We start from the raw sequence: 16,638 nt of genomic DNA on the forward strand, positions 1-16,638 counted from the left end.
CCGGTTGTGATGGGATCAACCGCTATGGGAATCAAAGTGGCGCTGGAGCACCGCACCACCTACACCTTCGACCGGTTGGTCGAGGTCTACCCGCACGTCGTGCGGCTGCGTCCGGCCCCTCACTCCCGCACCCCGATCGAGGCGTACTCGCTGGAGGTCCAGCCGGCCGACCACTTCGTCAACTGGCAGCAGGACGCGTTCGGTAATTTCCTGGCCCGGCTGGTGTTTCCCACCCGCACCCGGCAACTCACCATCAACGTCGGCCTGATCGCCGACCTCAAGGTCATCAACCCGTTCGACTTCTTCATCGAGGAGTGGGCCGAGACCGTCCCCTTCACCTACCCCAAGGGTCTGGCCGACGATCTCAAGCCGTATCTGCGTCCGGTCGACGAAGCGGACGAAGGTGCCGGCCCGGGAGATCTGGTCACCGAGTGGGTGCGTAATTTCCACGTCGGCTCCGGCATCCGCACCATCGACTTCCTGGTCGCGCTGAACCGGGCCGTCAACGCCGATGTCGGTTACAGCGTCCGGATGGAACCCGGCGTGCAGACCCCGGATTTCACGCTGCGCACCGGAATCGGCTCCTGCCGCGACTCGGCGTGGCTGCTGGTGTCGATCCTGCGTCAGCTCGGTCTGGCCGCCCGGTTCGTCTCCGGCTATCTGGTGCAGCTGGCCTCCGATGTGGAGGCGCTGGACGGACCGTCCGGTCCCGCAGCCGATTTCACCGACCTGCACGCCTGGACCGAGGTCTACATCCCCGGCGCCGGCTGGATCGGCCTCGATCCGACGTCGGGACTCTTCGCCGGAGAGGGCCACATCCCACTGTCGGCGACCCCGCATCCGGCGTCGTCGGCGCCGATCACCGGCGCCACCGGAACCGCCGAGACGGTGCTGGATTTCTCCAACACCGTCACCCGAGTGCACGAAGACCCCCGTGTCACGCTGCCCTACACCGAGGCGGCGTGGAGTTCGATCGTCGACCTGGGGGCCCGGGTCGACAAACGGCTGACCGACGGGGACGTGCGCCTGACCATGGGCGGCGAGCCGACGTTCGTGTCGATCGACAACCAGGTCGACCCGGAGTGGACCACCGCTGCCGACGGACCGCACAAACGCGAACGCGCCTCCGCGCTGGCCGCCCGGCTGAAGAAGGTCTGGGCGCCCCAGGGGCTGGTGCAGCGCAGCCAGGGCAAGTGGTATCCGGGAGAACCCTTGCCGCGCTGGCAGATCGGCCTGTTCTGGCGTAAGGACGGCACCCCGCTGTGGAACGACGAGGCGTTGCTGGCCGACCCGTGGGATGCCGAGAGAGCCCCCCAGTCCATCGCCCCCGACGCCGGGGCTCAGCTGTTGGGTGCGATCGCCGACGGCCTCGGCCTGCCCGCCACCCAGGTCCGGCCCGCCTTCGAGGATGCGCTGAGCCGGCTGTCCGCCGCGGTCCGCCAGCCGCTCGGAAAACCGGTGGCACCCGAGGACGATCTCGAAGCCGACGACGCCGAGAACCGCAGCCGGCTGCTGGCCCGGCTCGAGGAGTCGGTGACCGAACCCGCCGCGTACGTGTTGCCGTTGCACCGCCGCGACGACGACCTCGGCTGGGCCAGCGCCGACTGGCGACTGCGGCGCGGCCGGATCGTGCTGCTGGAGGGCGATTCACCGGCGGGTCTGCGGTTGCCGCTGAACTCCATCAACTGGAAGCCGCCGCGGCCCACCCACACTCAGGACCCGCTGATCGAACGGGGATCGCTGGGTGGCCGGGCCGCAGCACCGGAGACGGCGGACGTCTCCGCCTCGGTGGACGACTCCGACGACGCCCCCACCACCGCCATGGTGGCCGAAATCCGGGGCGGCCTGCTCTACGTGTTTTTACCGCCCACCGAGGCGCTCGACGATTTCGTCGACCTGGTGGCGCGACTGGAAGCCGCCGCCGCCGAACTGGACTGCCCGATCGTCGTCGAAGGGTACGGTCCGCCGTCGGATCCGCGCCTGGAGTCGATGAGCATCACGCCCGACCCGGGTGTCATCGAGGTCAACGTCGCGCCCACCCGCAGCTTCGCCGAGCAACGCGCCCAACTCGAAACGCTCTACGCGGAGGCCCGACAAGCCCGGCTCTCCACCGAACAGTTCGACAATGACGGCACCCACAGCGGCACCGGCGGCGGCAACCACATCACGCTCGGCGGCATCACCCCTGCGGAGTCACCCCTGCTGCGCCGGCCCGATCTGTTGGTGTCGCTGCTGACCTACTGGCAGCGCCATCCCTCGCTGTCCTACCTCTTCTCCGGGCGGTTCATCGGCACCACCTCGCAGGCGCCGCGGGTGGACGAAGGGCGCTCCGAGGCGCTCTACGAGCTGGAGATCGCGTTCGCCGAGATCGCGCGGCTCAGTTCCGGGAAGGGTGGCCCGCAGCCGTGGGTCACCGACCGGGCTCTGCGGCATCTTCTCACCGATATCACCGGCAACACCCACCGCGCCGAGTTCTGCATCGACAAGCTCTACAGCCCGGACAGCGCCCGTGGCCGGCTGGGCCTGCTGGAGCTGCGCGGGTTCGAGATGCCGCCGCACCATCAGATGGCGATGGTGCAGTCGCTGCTGGTGCGCGCGCTGGTGTCCTGGTTCTGGAATGAGCCGCTGCGCGCGCCGCTGATCCGCCACGGGGCCAACCTGCACGGGCGATACCTGTTGCCGCACTTCGTTATTCACGATATCGCCACGGTGGCCGCCGATCTGCGCGCCCAGGGCATCAACTTCGACACCAGCTGGCTGGACCCGTTCACCGAATTCCGCTTCCCCCGCATCGGGACCGCGGTGTTCGACGGGGTGGAGATCGAACTGCGCGGCGCCATCGAACCGTGGAACACGCTGGGGGAGGAGTCCACCGCCGGCGGCACCGCCCGCTACGTCGACTCGTCGGTGGAACGTCTGCAGGTCCGCCTGATCGGCGCCGATCGGCACCGCTACATCGTCACCTGCAACGGCTTCCCCATCCCGATGCTGGCCACCGACAACCCCGACATCCAGGTGGGTGGGGTGCGCTACCGCGCCTGGCAGCCACCGAGTGCGCTGCACCCCACCATCACCGTGGACGGGCCGCTGCGGTTCGAGCTGGTGGACGTCGCCGCCGCGATGTCGCGCGGCGGCTGCACCTACCACGTGTCCCATCCGGGCGGCCGCTCCTACGACACCCCGCCGGTCAACGCCGTGGAAGCGGAATCGCGGCGCGGCAGGCGTTTCGAGGCGTCCGGCTTCACCCCCGGTAAGGTCGACCTCTCCGACATCCGCGAGAAGCAGGCCCGACAGTCCACCGATGTGGGCGCGCCGGGCATTCTCGACTTGCGTCGGGTGCGCACCGTGCTGCAATGACCGGACCGGCAGGGAAAGGACAGAGTTGTCATCACCGCTGCCCGCCTCCGGGTCGCTCGGTGGCCGGGAAACCGGGGGGCAGGACCCCGACCGACTGCTCGCCGGATACCGCGACGCCCGCGCTCAACAGGCGTTGTTCGAGGTCCGTGGCAGGACCAGACCCGGCTACGACGAGTTCGTCGACGCCGCGGGCAACGTGCGTGACACCTGGAAGGACGTCGCCGAGATCCTGGGCGAACGGGGACGCGTCGGGCTGGACCGGCTGCGCACCGAGGTTCGCGGGTTGGTCGACAACGACGGCATCACCTACATCCAGCTCGACGCCGAAGGCGAGGCGCTGGCGGTCGACGAGAACGGCACCGCCGAACCCGGCCCGTGGCGCCTGGACGCCATCCCACTGCTGATCTCCTCGTCGGACTGGGAGGTGCTGCAGACGGGTCTGGTCCAGCGCTCCCGGCTACTGGATGCCGTGCTGGTGGATCTGTACGGCGAACGCCGGTCGATCACCAGTGGGGTGTTCCCGCCGGAGCTGCTGTTCGCCCATCCGGGCTATCTGCGGGCCGCCCGGGGTATCGAGGCGCCCGGTGGGCATCAGCTGTTCCTGCACGGATGTGACATCAGCCGCGCGGGCGCCGACGGCTTCGCGGTGAACGCGGACTGGACCCAGGCCCCGTCCGGCGCCGGCTACGCGCTGGCCGATCGCAGGGTCGTCGCGCACACCATCCCCGACCTGTACGAGCGCACCGCGCCCCGCCCCACCTCGCCGTTCGCGCAGGCGCTGCGGCTGTCGCTGATCGAAGCCGCACCCGAGGCCGCCGAAGACCCGGTGGTGGTGGTGCTCAGCCCCGGCATCCATTCCGAGACGGCCTTCGATCAGGCGTATCTGGCGTCGCTGCTGGGTTTTCCCCTGGTGGAGAGCGCCGATCTGGTGGTGCGTGACGGCAAACTGTGGATGCGATCGCTGGGCACCCTGAAACGAGTCGACGTGGTGCTGCGCCGTGTGGACGCCGAGTATGCCGATCCACTGGATCTGCGGGCCGATTCGCGCCTCGGTGTGGTGGGCCTGGTCGAAGCGCAGCGTCGTGGCGCGGTGACCGTGGTCAACAGTCTGGGCAGCGGCATCCTGGAGAGCCCGGGCATCCTGCGGTTCCTGCCGGAGTTGTCCCGACTGCTGGTCGGCGAGACCCCGCTGTTGCCCACCGCGCCGCTGTACTGGGGAGGTATCGACGCCGAACGCTCCCACCTGCTGGCCAATCTCGATTCCCTGCTGATCAAACCGGCCACCGGCGGCGCGCCGATCGTCGGGCCGGCGCTGTCGGCGGCCCAGCGGACCCGGCTGGCCGAGAGGATCACTGCCACGCCGTGGCAGTGGGTGGGCCAGGAGCTGCCGCAGTTCTCGTCGGCGCCCACCGACCACTATCCCGGCGGCCTGTCGGCCGCGGGGGTGGGGATGCGGCTGTTCGCGGTGTCCCAGCGCGGCGGCTATGCGCCGATGATCGGCGGCCTCGGTTACGTGCTGGCGCCGGGAAACTCCGCGTTCAAGCTGAACAGCGTTGCGGCCAAAGATATCTGGGTGCTGCCGTCGGCGCGGGTGGGGGCCGAACGCACGGTGACCCTGCCCCCCGGGCTGTCCACGGTCACCCCGGCGGGCACCAGGGCGGTCAGTTCCCCGCGTGTGCTGTCGGACCTGTTCTGGACCGGACGGTACGCCGAGCGGGCCGAACAGATGGCGCGGCTGCTCAACGTCACCCGGGAGCGTTACCACGAATACCGGCACCGCCAGGACCTCGACGCCAGCGAGTGTGTGCCGGTGCTGCTGACAGCGCTGGGTCACATCACCGGAACCGACACCGGCAGCGACGGTGACCGCGCCGAGATGATCGCCGTCGCTCCCACCACCATGTGGCTGCTCACCTCGGATCGCCGGCGTCCGGGATCTCTGGCGCAGTCCGTCGAGCGGCTCGGCCTGGCCGCCCGCGCGGTGCGCGACCAGATGTCCAACGACACCTGGATGGTCCTGGCCACCGTCGACCGCGCGGTGTTGCAGTCCTCGGATTCGCCGCCGGATTCGCGGCTGCGCGGTGACGCCGAGATGGCGTCGGCGCATGCCAAGACACTGGCGGGCATGCTCGCACTGTCCGGGGTGGCCGCCGAGTCGATGGTGCACGACGTCGGCTGGACGATGATGGACATCGGCAAACGGATCGAACGCGCCATGTTGCTGACGGCGTTGCTGCGCAGCACCATGACCACAGTGCGCAGTCCCGACGCCGAACAGACCATCACCGAGGCCACGCTGGTCGCGTGCGAGTCCGCGGTGATCTACCGGCGCCGCAATCTCGGCAAGGTGAGTGTGGCCGCGGTGGCCGAACTGCTGTTGTTCGACGCGGAGAACCCGCGGTCGTTGGCGTACCAACTCGAGCGGCTCCGGACGAATCTTCGTGCGGTGCCCGGGGCGTCGAGCTCCTCGCGGGCCGAGCGGCTGGTCGACGAGATCAGCACCCGGTTGCGCCGCCTCGACCCCGGTGAGCTCGAGGACGTGACCCCCGACGGGCAGCGCAGCGAACTCGCCGGTCTGCTCGACGGCGTGCACGGCGGGTTGCGGGAGCTGTCCAACGTCATCACGGCGACGCAGTTGTCGCTGCCCGGCGGGATGCAGCCGCTGTGGGGTCCCGACGAGCGACGGGTGATGCCATGAGCGTGTTCCCCGACGGTCCGTTGCCGCGCCCGGCCGGTCCGGGGGCCAGCCGGGGCTACCGGGTGACCCACCAGACCGTGTACCGGTACTCCGATGTGGTGACCAGCTCCTACGGCCGGGGTTTCCTGACTCCGCGCGACTCCGCACGCCAGCGGTGCCTGTCGTACTCCCTCGACATCGAGCCCGGTGCCGCCGACAGCTCGGTGAGCCGGGACGCCTACGGCAACATCAGCTCGTACTTCCATGTGACCGCTCGCCACCGCACCTTGGAGGTGACGGCGCGGTCGGTGGTGGAGGTCGACGCCCCGCCGCCGTCGCTGTACACCTCCGGTGCCGCGGCCGCGCCGTGGGAGGCGGCCCGCCCCGCGGGTCCCATCGGTGCTCTGGCCACCGAATTCACCCTCGATCTGCGACCTCCCGAGATCACCGACGCGGTGCGGGAGTACGCCGCGCCGAGCTTCACCCCGGGCCGGCCGCTGATCGAGGTGCTCACCGACCTGAACGCCCGCATCTTCGCCGACTTCACGTACCGCTCGGGCTCCACCACGGTGTCGACGCAGGTCGCGGAGGTGCTCGACGCCCGCGAAGGGGTATGCCAGGACTTCGCCCGGCTGGCCATCGCGTGTCTGCGCGCCAACGGTCTGGCCGCCACCTACGTCTCCGGTTATCTGGCCACCGACCCGCCACCGGGCAAGGAGCGGATGGTCGGCGTCGACGCCACCCACGCCTGGGCGGCCGTGTGGACACCGGCGGGGGACTGGCTGGGGCTGGACCCGACGAACGATCAGATGGTCGACGAGCGTTACATCGTCGTCGGTTGGGGTAGAGACTACGCGGATGTCCCGCCCTTGCGGGGCATCATCTACACCGACTCCGAAAGCAGTGTGATCGACGTGGCCGTGGATGTGGCGCCTTCAGAAGGATGGGCAGGGGGAGTCCTCGATGCGTGACTTCCTGTGTCCCAATTGCGGACAGCACCTGACCTTCGAGAACTCGGTCTGCCTGGCGTGCGGCAGTCCGGTGGGATTCTCGCTCGACGATATGGCGATGCTGGTGATCGCTTCCGGTGAGGACGCGCAACAGAGCGGGGCGGTGGACGCCCGGCAGTACCGACTGTGCGCGAATCTTCATGTGGCGCAGTGCAACTGGTTGGTGCGGCTGAACCCCGCGAGCACCGTGCAGGGCGAGCTGTGTGCGTCGTGCAAGCTGACCCGCACCCGGCCCAACGACGGTGACACCAAAGCGCTGGCGGCTTTCGCGGTGGCCGAAGGCGCCAAGCGCCGGCTCATCGCCGAACTGCACGAGCTCAAGCTGCCCATCGTGGGACGCGACGAGGACCCGGATTTCGGGCTGGCGTTCGACCTGTTGAGCAGCGAATTCGAGAAGGTGTTCACCGGGCACGAAAACGGGGTCATCACACTCGATCTCGCTGAGGGTGACGATGTGCACCGCGAGCAGTTGCGCATCTCGATGGACGAGCCGTACCGCACCCTGCTCGGTCACTTCCGGCACGAGATCGGGCATTACTACTACTACCGGCTGATCGGCACCTCACCGCAGTACAAGGACCGCGCACACGAGCTGTTCGGGGATTCCGAGGCCGACTACCAGGCGGCGCTGGACCGCCACTACAGCGAAGGCGCACCGTCGGGGTGGGAGGAGAATTTCGTCTCCTCGTACGCGACCATGCACCCGGCCGAGGACTGGGCCGAGACTTTTGCCCATTACCTGCACATCCGCGACACCATGGACACGTCCGCGGCGTTCAGCTTCGCCCCGGCGGGCGCCACCTTCGAGCGGAAAGCGCTCGGCCCCAGCGGCTTCGACAACCTGATCGACATGTGGTTGCCGCTGGCGTGGGGGCTCAACATGGTGAACCGCTCGATGGGGCGCGACGACCTGTACCCGTTCGTGTTGCCGCCGACGGTCCTGGAGAAGATGCGCTTCGTCCACACGGTGATCGACGAGGTGACCTCCGACCCCGCCAAACTGGCGGCCGCGGGCAGCGCCGGCTAGCTCCCGAAAACACTGTGCCCCAGTGCGGATGGCCGCACTGGGGCACAGTGTCGTGTCGGTCAGGGCTTGAGCATCATCTTGATGGCGCCGTCCTGCTTCTTCTGGAAAATCTCATAGGCATGGGGTGCCTCCTCGAGTGGCAGCACATGGCTGGCGAACGTGTCGACACCCAGCGGGTCGTCATCGGTGAGCAACGGCATGATGTCGTCCACCCACCTCTTCACGTTGGCTTGGCCCATCCGCAGTTGGATCTGCTTGTCGAACAAGGTCAACATCGGCATCGGATCCGCCATGCCGCCGTACACCCCGATGAGTGAGATGGTGCCGCCGCGGCGCACCGCGTCGATGGCCGTGTAGAGCGCATCGAGGCGATCGATCCCCGCTTTCTGCATCATCGGTTTGGCGAGTGCGTCGGGTAGCAGGGCGGTCAACTGCTGCGCGGCCTTGGCCACCGGCGAGCCGTGTGCTTCCATCCCCACCGCGTCGATCACCGAGTCGGTGCCGCGACCGTTGGTGAGCCCGCGGATCGCATCGCCGACGGAACCGTCGATGCTGGCCGAGTTGATGGTGCGTATCCCACGGGCGGCGAGGCGGTCCAGCCGTTCCGGCACCAGGTCCACGGCGATCACGTCGTAGCCGAGGTGCTGGGCGATCCGTGCGGCCATGTCACCGATCGGGCCTGCCCCGAGCACCGTCACCGATCCGCCGTCGGGCACGTCGGCGTACGCCACCGCCTGCCATGCCGTGGGAAGCACATCGGAGAGGTACACAAACCGTGAATCCGGTGGCCCGTCCGGCACTTTGATGTGGGTGAACTGCGCCTGGGGCACCCGGAGGTATTCGGCCTGACCACCAGGGACCTCGCCGTAGAGCTCGGAATAACCGAACAGCGCGGCACCCATGCCCTGGTCACGAACCTGGGTGGTCTCGCACTGTGTGTACAGCTGTTTGTCGCACATGAAGCAACTGCCGCACGAGATCTGGAACGGGATGACCACCCGGTCCCCGACATTGAGCCCGGTGACCTCCGGCCCCACCTCGGTGACGACACCCATCGGCTCATGGCCCAGGATGTCGCCCGGTTTCATGAAGGCCCCGAGCACTTCATACAAGTGCAGATCCGATCCGCAGATGTTGGTGGACGTGATCTCGATGATGGCATCGGTGCCCTTTTCTATCTTGGGGTCAGGAACCGAGTCGACGCGAACATCCCGCTTACCGTGCCAGGTGACAGCTTTCATGGGCACTGTCTACCCGGAGCGATGCCGCCAAAACGCCTCACCGGAGGTGTTGCACTGCAGCGAAACAATCGTCGGCGACGGCCTGCTCGCGGGCAAACAGCATGCCGAAGGTGAAACCGTTCTCGCTTTCGGTGCTGCCGGCTGCCGCACCGATCCGGCGCAGCATGTCCCGTGCCACCACGGTGTCCTGATGATCGCCCAGCACGCTTTGAATTTGCTTGTATCGCTTGATGTTCGGCTTGACCTTCGAGCCCGGGAGTTCTTCGAGCAGTTCGGCGGCATAGCGGGCCCGCTTGGCGGCCTTGCGGGCCCGGTGCAGCAGTTCGCCGTGCTGGGCGGCGTCGGCAGCCAGCGCCGCGGCCAGCCGGCGGTCCGCCTTGTGCGCCGCCTTGTCGGCCCGCCGGTGCAGCGCTTTGCTGGTCAGGCCGGGCCGCAGCGGCGGCGCGCTGCGCCATTGGGTCAGCGCTGTCAGCAGTGCCAGGTACCGCGAGGAGTCCATCTGGTCGCGCACCTGGGCCCGCGCGGGCAGTTCGATGGCCGCCAGATCGGTGCGCAGGCGGGCCCGCACCGGGCCGAGCACCAGCTCGTCGGGCAGTTCGTCCACCGCGGCGGTGAACCGGCGGTACTGCACCTGGCAGTCGCGCACCTCGCCGAGCAGCCCCGCAAACCACTTGAGCTCGTCCTCCAGTGCCAGAGCTTCGGGGGTGAACAGCGGGGCGAACACCCGCAGTGTGCTGCGCAGCCGGCGCAACGCCACCCGCGTGTCGTGAATCGGGTCCACGCCCCGGCGCAATCCGATGTCACCGGCGATCACGGCGTCGATCTGAGCGTTCAGGTAGGCCGTCACCGCCGCTGTTGCGGTACCGGCGGGCTTCGACACCCGGGTGGTACCGGTGAGGTGGGCGAGCTTCGTCGGATACCGGGCCGGGGTGGCGCCGGCCTTCTCCAGCAGCCGGCGCAGCTGCTTGGGCTGACGGTCTGCGGCGGGACCCAGTTCGACGCCGATTTCCTTCCACGCCAACAACCGATCGCTGTTGGACGCGCGCACCTCGTCCTCGGCGATCTCGGCGATCACCTTCTCGGATCGGGACTCGTTGATGCGATGGCGGTGCCGCACAGTGTGGATGGTGCCGATGTTGTGCAGTTGGCGGCCACCGCTGACCCCGGTGAGCAACGTCACCGCCTCGGCCGGGGGAGTGTCCGATAACGGCCAGAACAGGTCGGAGTCGCCGAACATCAGGTGCCAGCCGTTGTCCAGGTCGCCGTCGCGGCGGAGCAGGACGATGCTGTGCGCCTGTAGCGCGCCGTCGTCGGTGTCGAAGTATGCGCTCACCGTGTCGAATGTGTCGCGCTGCACGTGACCACCGGAGACGACTTCACTGAGATCGGGCAGCACGAACTCCCGGCTGACATCCCACTTCGTTTCCCGCTCAGTCAATTTCAGCATGCACCGTGCATTCCCCGGCCTCGCGGGGGATCAAACACTGATGCGCGGCGTTGCGGGCCGCGGTCGCCGTTGCGGACGCAACAGCCTCGGGCACCTCGTCGAGGTCTTTGTAGTCGCCTCCGCCCATGGCCTGGTCGTTCCAGTACATGCAGCCTTGCGACGGGACGGTGTACGGCGCCGTCCTCGGTGCCCACCACGCTGACGATCGTCACCTTGCCCGCCGCCATGGGGCGGCCGAAATCGACGCAGCGCAGCGTCTCCGTCGAGACACCCTGGTCGGCCAGGGTGGCGAAGACGTGGTCGGCGATCAGTTCACTGCTGGACTCCGCCGGGCTCGGCTTCAGGCTGCACAGCAGGGCCAGGGCAGTCAGGGCGCTGTTCGGTTCAGGCCTCGGTCACGGTTCCGGCCAGCAGGCTGCGGCCGGTGTCAGCGATGGTGTCGGCGGGGTTGCGGCCTTGCCAGCCAAGCATTTTCGCGGCCTTGGCGGTGCTGATCGACTTCGGGGTGCCCAGCAGTCCGGTCAGTTCGCGCAGTGCCGGCACCCTGGTGGCGATCAGCCGTGCCAGCCAGTCCGGGAGCTGCCGCGTCGGCACATCCACGGCGGCGCTGCCCAGCCGGTGGCGCAGGATGGCCGCGATCTCCGGCAACGACACGGGCTGCCCGGCTGCGGCCAGGAAACGGTGTCCGGCGGCATCCGGGTGCGTCATCGCGGTGATGTGAAGGTCGGCGACGTCGCGGACGTCGACCACCGCGAACGACGCGCGCGGGAGGTAGGGCGGCCTACCGCGTAGCAGGTTGGCCACGATGGCGACCGAGCTCGCGTAATCGGTGCCCCTTACCGGGCCGAAGATCCCGACGGGGTTGATCACCGTGAGCTCAGGTGCACCGCGATGCGCGGCCGCGTACTCCCAGGCCGCCCGCTCGGCCAGCGTCTTGGATTTCACATACGGTGACTGGCCTGCCGGGTCGGTCCAGTCGGTTTCGTCGAATGGTTCGCCGGCCGGTTTCGGGCTGTAGCCGATCGCCGCGAACGACGAGGTGAGCACCACCCGACGGACCCCGGCGTGGTGGGCCGCGGTCAGCACCCGCAAGGTGCCTTCGACGGCGGGGGTGATGACGTCGTTCTCGTTCTCGGGTTGGGCCGGCGGGAACGGGGAGGCGACGTGCAGGACGTACGAGCACCCGGCCGCTGCTTCGGCCCAACCGTCGTCGCCGGTGAGATCGGCGCGCGCGATCTCCAGCCGGTCGCTGCGCACGGACTGACGGATCTGCTGTTCGCCTCGGTCGGACCGCGCGGTGGTGCGTACCGGGTGACCGCGGTCGAGCAGGGCGGCGATGGTGTGCCCGGCAAGGAAACCGGACCCGCCGGTCACCAGGATGGTGTCAGGCTTCATCGGGGTGCAACATCCTCTCGGCGAGTTCGATGAGTTCCGGGATCACGGCCTGCTCGGCCGCATGGTCAGCGCGTTCCCGGGCGCCCCACAGCTCGGCCTTGGCCGCCACGTAGCGGTGGCGCAGCACCAGGCGGCTGATCTCGTCCTGCAGCCGTTGTGCGTGCCGACTGAACAAGCGGTGCTGATCGGTGGCGGCGGCGCCGGTCCGCATGTTCTGGACGTAGGTCCGCATATCGGCGACGCTCATTCCGGTGTCGCGCAGGCAGGCCAGGGCCTCGACGGCGTTCACCAGATCGGCCGGATACCGGCGGTGGCCGCTGCTCTCGTCCCGGGGCACCGGGTCGATGAGCCCGATCCGTTCGTAATAGCGCAGCGCCGATTCGGCCAGCCCGGTGCGCCGGGAGAGTTGCGCAATGGTCAGGTCAGCGGCATCCGGTGCGGTGGTGGCGGCCATGGGGTCACTATGCCGAGGTTGAAGCGCTTCAAGTCAAGAGGTCTCACGCAGATCACGATCGACGGCACCGCGGTGTGGCATCACGCGCCGCGCGGCGGGGCATTCGTAGCATCTACCGCCGTGACGGACCGCTACGGAATCGATGTGCTTGCCAACAACCCGCACGAGCGCCGCAAGGTGCGGGCGACGGAGATGCCAGTGGAGATCGGGATGGTGCTCGAGGACGTCACGTCCGGTTTCGTCGGCGCGGTGGTGCGCGTGGAGTACGGCCGGATGGACCTCGAGGACCGGCACGGCCGCAGGCGCGGATTCCCGGTGGGACCCGGTTATCTGGTGGACGGCAAACCGGTGATCCTGACCCCGCCGCGCCAGGCCGCGCCCAGCGCGCCCATCCGCACCGCCTCGGGTTCTGTTGCGGTGCAAGGGATGCGGGCGCGTACCGCTATCGGTGGCCGGATCTATGTGGAAGGCCGTCACGACGCGGAACTGGTGGAACAGGTCTGGGGTGACGACCTGCGCGTCGAGGGTGTGGTGGTCGAGTACCTCGGTGGCGTCGACGATCTGCCGGCACTGGTGGCCGATTTCGCACCTGGCTCGGGCCGGCGCCTCGGTGTGCTCGTCGACCATCTGGTGGCGGGATCCAAGGAGTCACGCATCGCCGATGCGGTGCGCAGCGGACCGTACGGAGAGCACGCCCTGGTGGTCGGGCACCCCTACGTCGACATCTGGCAGGCCGTCAAACCCGCGCGGCTGGGGCTGAAGGCCTGGCCGACGATCCCGCGGTCCATGGAGTGGAAGCACGGTATCTGTCAGGCACTGGGCTGGCCGCACGCCGACCAGGCCGATATCGCGCGAGCCTGGCAGCGGATCCGCTCGACGGTGCGTGACTGGAACGACCTGGAGCCGGCGCTGATCGGGCGGGTCGAAGAGCTGATCGATTTCGTCACGGCGCCGATGCCTGAGTGACTACGAGTGACTACGAGCAGATGCTCGGGCGGCCCACCAGATAGTTGCATTCCATCGGGAAGCGCTCGACCACCGGCGGATCCAGCGGCCCGACGAAGGCAAGGGTGAAGGGCTCTTTGGTCATCGCCGGCGGCAGGCCGCACACCGCGTCATGGATCGAGGTGTGGGTGCCGGTCAGGGTGGCCTCACTGAAGGCGTAGGTCTCGGTGGAGGCTGCCGCGCTGCCGTCCGGGCAGGTGACGCCCTCGGACTCCGCGACAGTGACCGTCCACAGGCCACTGACCAGTTTGGCCGTGCCGTTGAAGCTCACCGCATTCTGCTCGCGGTTCAGCCCGCTGGGAGTCACCAGGCTCCCGATGATGAGGCTGCACCCCAGCGTTTGTGTGGTCTGGTCGGTGTAGTCCTGCTGCGCTCGGGTGCCGCTGGCCTGGCTGCAGACACTCTGCATGGTCCAGGTGGAGTTCGGTTTCCCCGGCTGGCTGAAGGTGTAGTAGCCGTCCGCGGGCGGGACGATCGCCGCCGCCGGGACGGCAAACCCGATCAGTGCCGTCACCACCGCGACGGTGATCGCGACGAGCCGGCCCGGGACTGTGATGGCGATCGCGTGTGAAGGCACTAGACAGGTGTATCACTTTGTTCAGCGAGCAGGAAAGCTTTACCGCGCGCAGACAGCCGGTAGCCGATATCGAGGCTCAGGGTCAGCCCGAGCCCTTTGAGTTGCCGGACGCGCCGTTTGAATCGCGGGGTGTCGATACCGCTGCGCGCGGCCAGATCCGGAGCCCGCACTGCTTCGTTGGCCGCGATCAGCGCCAGATAGGCCCGTGTCCACGGACCGGTGGTGCTCGCCGAATCCCACCGGTTCAACCGACGGGCGATCTCGTCGACGTCGTCGGCGCTCAGGTCGGCGTCGGCGGCCAGCGCCACCCGTTCGTCGGCGTGCAGGAAGGACACCGTGATGACGTAGATGTGCGCGGCGGCCCGCTGACCCAGTGCGGCCTGGGCGGCGGAGCGGTCCGAGTAGCCCGCGGAGCGTGCCTGCGTGTCGGTGACGCGGTAGTGGCCGGGATATTCGGTCACGCCGTCGATGCGGATGGTGCCCACCGCAGTGCGTTGGGTGCCACCGGCCTTGGCTCGCGGGGCATCCCAGCTGCGCAGCACCGTGGTGATGCGGCCGTCGGCGATGCCCTGGGCGGTGGCGCGGTCGAGCAGCACCAGAAAAGCCTAGGCAGCCGCGCGTCGCAGTCTGTCCGGAAAGCGTGATAATCCTGAACAGTGTCCGACGGCTTGTTCGACCTGGGAGGTCCTGAGCCCCCGCATGCCGGTGCGGGGCCGGTTGAGCCGCCCCCGAATGCGCCACTGGCGGTCCGCATGCGTCCCCGGTCGCTGGAGGAGGTGGTGGGCCAACAGCATCTGCTGCAGCAGGGTTCGCCGCTGCGGCGCCTGGTCGACGGCTCCGGGGCGGCTTCCCTGATCCTGTACGGCCCGCCCGGCACCGGCAAGACCACGCTGGCGTCGCTGATCTCGCACGCCACCGGCAGGCGCTTCGAGGCGCTGTCGGCGTTGTCGGCCGGCGTCAAAGAGGTGCGGGCCGTCATCGATGTGGCGCGGCGTTCGGCGATGCGCGGCGAGCAGACCGTGCTGTTCATCGACGAGGTCCACCGGTTCTCCAAGACCCAGCAGGACGCCCTGCTGGCGGCCGTCGAGAACCGCATCGTGCTGCTGGTCGCCGCCACCACGGAGAATCCGTCGTTCTCGGTGGTGGCGCCGCTGCTGTCACGGTCGCTGATCCTGCAACTGCAGCCGCTGACCCCGGCCGATATCGGCACCGTGCTGCGGCGGGCGATCGAGGACCCCCGAGGGCTCGGTGGCGCCGTTGCGGTGGACGACGAGGCCGTCGAACTCATCGTGGCGCTGTCGGCCGGGGACGCCCGGCGCGCGCTGACCGCGCTCGAAGTGGCCGCCGAGACGGGGGAGCGGGTGACCGTCGAGGTCATCGAGCAATCACTGGACAAGGCGGCGGTGCGCTACGACCGCGACGGTGACCAGCACTATGACGTCATCAGTGCCTTCATCAAGTCGGTGCGCGGGTCCGATGTCGACGCCGCGCTGCATTACCTGGCGCGGATGTTGACCGCGGGTGAGGATCCACGTTTCGTGGCGCGGCGGCTGATGATCCTGGCCAGCGAGGACATCGGCATGGCCGACCCCACCGCGCTGCTGACAGCGGTGGCGGCCGCACAGACGGTGCAGTTGATCGGCATGCCGGAAGCGCAGCTGACGCTGGCGCACGCGACCGTGCATCTGGCGACGTCGCCGAAGTCCAACGCGGTGACCATGGCGCTGGGGGCCGCGATGGCCGATGTGAAGGCGGGCAAGGCCGGGCTGGTGCCGCCGCACCTGCGTGACGGGCACTATTCGGGCGCCGCGGCCCTGGGCAACGCCCAGGGGTACAAGTACGCGCACGATCACCCCGATGGTGTTGTGCCGCAACAGTATCCACCCAATGAACTGGTCGGTGTGGACTACTACCACCCGGTCGGGCGGGGTGCGGAGCGGGAGATCGGTGGGCGCGTCGAACGGCTGCGCGCGATCATCCGCAGGCGAAAATCGTGACCATGCGGCGATTCACCGATGACGAGATGCAGCAGCAGCTGGCCACCGCGCGGCCCTACAGCGTCGTGATACTCCGTGCCGGCCCGCATTTCCGCGACGACGAGGCCGGTGCGCTGATCTGGGAACACGGCAGGCGCAACTTCGGGCTCCGCGACTCCGGCGCGTTGGCCATCGTGTTGCCCTGCCCCGATGATTCCGCATTCTGCGGTGTCGCGGTCTTCACCGGCACGGTCGAGGAGACGAAGACCGTGATGGACGCCGATCCGGGGGTGCAGGCGGGCACCTTCGTCTACGAGATCCACGCTTGCGTCGGTTTTCCCGGCGACGCGTTGTCCTAGAACCACCCTTGACAGGCCTGGTGATGCCCCATACCTTTGTAATCAACCAATTCGTTGATCAATGAGAAGGTTGATAATTGGTAGAAGTCGAAGGCGAGTCCGACGAGCGGCTG

General features: G+C 68.4%; 13 protein-coding genes and 1 pseudogene. 7 read left to right on the forward strand and 7 right to left on the reverse strand.

Annotated features, from left to right (window positions below; all coding sequences use genetic code 11):
* Positions 1–24 precede the first annotated feature (24 nt).
* The 4 genes from AC3A6P_RS20360 to AC3A6P_RS20375 are packed head-to-tail and all read left to right on the forward strand — an operon-like array spanning position 25 to position 8,071.
* Positions 25–3,357 carry a transglutaminase family protein gene (locus AC3A6P_RS20360; protein ID WP_487693526.1) on the forward strand — a complete coding sequence of 1,111 codons (3,333 nt, stop codon included), beginning with the start codon at positions 25–27 and terminating at the stop codon, positions 3,355–3,357.
* A gap of 25 nt (positions 3,358–3,382) precedes the next feature.
* The gene (locus tag AC3A6P_RS20365; RefSeq protein WP_487693527.1) at positions 3,383–6,055 is read left to right on the forward strand and encodes a circularly permuted type 2 ATP-grasp protein; all 2,673 of its coding nucleotides are present in this window, start codon (positions 3,383–3,385) and stop codon (positions 6,053–6,055) included.
* Complete coding sequence (locus AC3A6P_RS20370) at positions 6,052–7,005, forward strand: transglutaminase family protein (protein ID WP_487693529.1); 954 nt, start codon at positions 6,052–6,054, stop codon at positions 7,003–7,005. Before AC3A6P_RS20365 ends, AC3A6P_RS20370 begins: the two co-directional genes overlap by 4 nt.
* Entirely contained in the window at positions 6,998–8,071 is a 1,074-nt protein-coding gene (locus tag AC3A6P_RS20375; RefSeq protein ID WP_487693530.1) for a zinc-binding metallopeptidase family protein, read from the forward strand. The genes AC3A6P_RS20370 and AC3A6P_RS20375 overlap by 8 nt, the downstream gene beginning before the upstream one ends.
* A gap of 59 nt (positions 8,072–8,130) precedes the next feature.
* Here AC3A6P_RS20375 and AC3A6P_RS20380 read toward each other — a convergent pair whose 3' ends face one another.
* The 5 genes and pseudogenes from AC3A6P_RS20380 to AC3A6P_RS20400 all read right to left on the reverse strand — a co-directional run bounded on the left by AC3A6P_RS20380 (position 8,131) and on the right by AC3A6P_RS20400 (position 12,608).
* On the reverse strand, positions 8,131–9,312 hold the full coding sequence (locus AC3A6P_RS20380; protein ID WP_487693531.1) for a zinc-dependent alcohol dehydrogenase: 1,182 nt from the start codon (positions 9,310–9,312) through the stop codon (positions 8,131–8,133).
* A gap of 37 nt (positions 9,313–9,349) precedes the next feature.
* Entirely contained in the window at positions 9,350–10,759 is a 1,410-nt protein-coding gene (locus AC3A6P_RS20385; RefSeq protein WP_487693532.1) for a CYTH and CHAD domain-containing protein, read from the reverse strand.
* Positions 10,743–11,130: pseudogene (locus AC3A6P_RS20390) on the reverse strand (hypothetical protein). Before AC3A6P_RS20390 ends, AC3A6P_RS20385 begins: the two are co-directional and overlap by 17 nt.
* A 13-nt stretch (positions 11,131–11,143) precedes the next feature.
* Positions 11,144–12,154, reverse strand: a complete 1,011-nt coding sequence (locus AC3A6P_RS20395; RefSeq protein ID WP_487693534.1) for an SDR family oxidoreductase — start codon at positions 12,152–12,154, stop codon at positions 11,144–11,146.
* Complete coding sequence (locus tag AC3A6P_RS20400; protein ID WP_487693535.1) at positions 12,144–12,608, reverse strand: MerR family transcriptional regulator; 465 nt, start codon at positions 12,606–12,608, stop codon at positions 12,144–12,146. The genes AC3A6P_RS20395 and AC3A6P_RS20400 overlap by 11 nt, the downstream gene beginning before the upstream one ends.
* A gap of 120 nt (positions 12,609–12,728) precedes the next feature.
* On the opposite strand from AC3A6P_RS20400, the gene AC3A6P_RS20405 reads away from it, so the two are divergent.
* Positions 12,729–13,574 carry a DUF3097 domain-containing protein gene (locus tag AC3A6P_RS20405; RefSeq protein ID WP_487693536.1) on the forward strand — a complete coding sequence of 282 codons (846 nt, stop codon included), beginning with the start codon at positions 12,729–12,731 and terminating at the stop codon, positions 13,572–13,574.
* 10 nt (positions 13,575–13,584) lie between these two features.
* Here AC3A6P_RS20405 and AC3A6P_RS20410 read toward each other — a convergent pair whose 3' ends face one another.
* Together AC3A6P_RS20410 and AC3A6P_RS20415 are read right to left on the reverse strand one after the other, a co-directional pair.
* Positions 13,585–14,190 carry a hypothetical protein gene (locus tag AC3A6P_RS20410; RefSeq protein ID WP_487693537.1) on the reverse strand — a complete coding sequence of 202 codons (606 nt, stop codon included), beginning with the start codon at positions 14,188–14,190 and terminating at the stop codon, positions 13,585–13,587.
* Entirely contained in the window at positions 14,190–14,786 is a 597-nt protein-coding gene (locus AC3A6P_RS20415; protein ID WP_487693538.1) for a hypothetical protein, read from the reverse strand. Before AC3A6P_RS20415 ends, AC3A6P_RS20410 begins: the two co-directional genes overlap by 1 nt.
* A 60-nt stretch (positions 14,787–14,846) precedes the next feature.
* On the opposite strand from AC3A6P_RS20415, the gene AC3A6P_RS20420 reads away from it, so the two are divergent.
* Complete coding sequence (locus AC3A6P_RS20420; RefSeq protein ID WP_487693539.1) at positions 14,847–16,187, forward strand: replication-associated recombination protein A; 1,341 nt, start codon at positions 14,847–14,849, stop codon at positions 16,185–16,187.
* 2 nt (positions 16,188–16,189) lie between these two features.
* On the forward strand, positions 16,190–16,525 hold the full coding sequence (locus AC3A6P_RS20425; RefSeq protein WP_487693540.1) for a hypothetical protein: 336 nt from the start codon (positions 16,190–16,192) through the stop codon (positions 16,523–16,525).
* Positions 16,526–16,638: the final 113 nt, after the last annotated feature.

It is taken from the genome of Mycobacterium sp. Soil_C_30, from assembly GCF_057656995.1.

Coding starts and splice junctions, on each gene's coding strand:
- AC3A6P_RS20360 (WP_487693526.1), top strand. CDS start 25: ATGGGAATCAAAGTGGCGCTGGAGCACCGCACCACCTACACCTTCGAC.
- AC3A6P_RS20370 (WP_487693529.1), top strand. CDS start 6,052: ATGAGCGTGTTCCCCGACGGTCCGTTGCCGCGCCCGGCCGGTCCGGGG.
- AC3A6P_RS20375 (WP_487693530.1), top strand. CDS start 6,998: ATGCGTGACTTCCTGTGTCCCAATTGCGGACAGCACCTGACCTTCGAG.
- AC3A6P_RS20380 (WP_487693531.1), bottom strand. CDS start 9,312: ATGAAAGCTGTCACCTGGCACGGTAAGCGGGATGTTCGCGTCGACTCG.
- AC3A6P_RS20385 (WP_487693532.1), bottom strand. CDS start 10,759: ATGCTGAAATTGACTGAGCGGGAAACGAAGTGGGATGTCAGCCGGGAG.
- AC3A6P_RS20395 (WP_487693534.1), bottom strand. CDS start 12,154: ATGAAGCCTGACACCATCCTGGTGACCGGCGGGTCCGGTTTCCTTGCC.
- AC3A6P_RS20400 (WP_487693535.1), bottom strand. CDS start 12,608: ATGGCCGCCACCACCGCACCGGATGCCGCTGACCTGACCATTGCGCAA.
- AC3A6P_RS20425 (WP_487693540.1), top strand. CDS start 16,190: ATGCGGCGATTCACCGATGACGAGATGCAGCAGCAGCTGGCCACCGCG.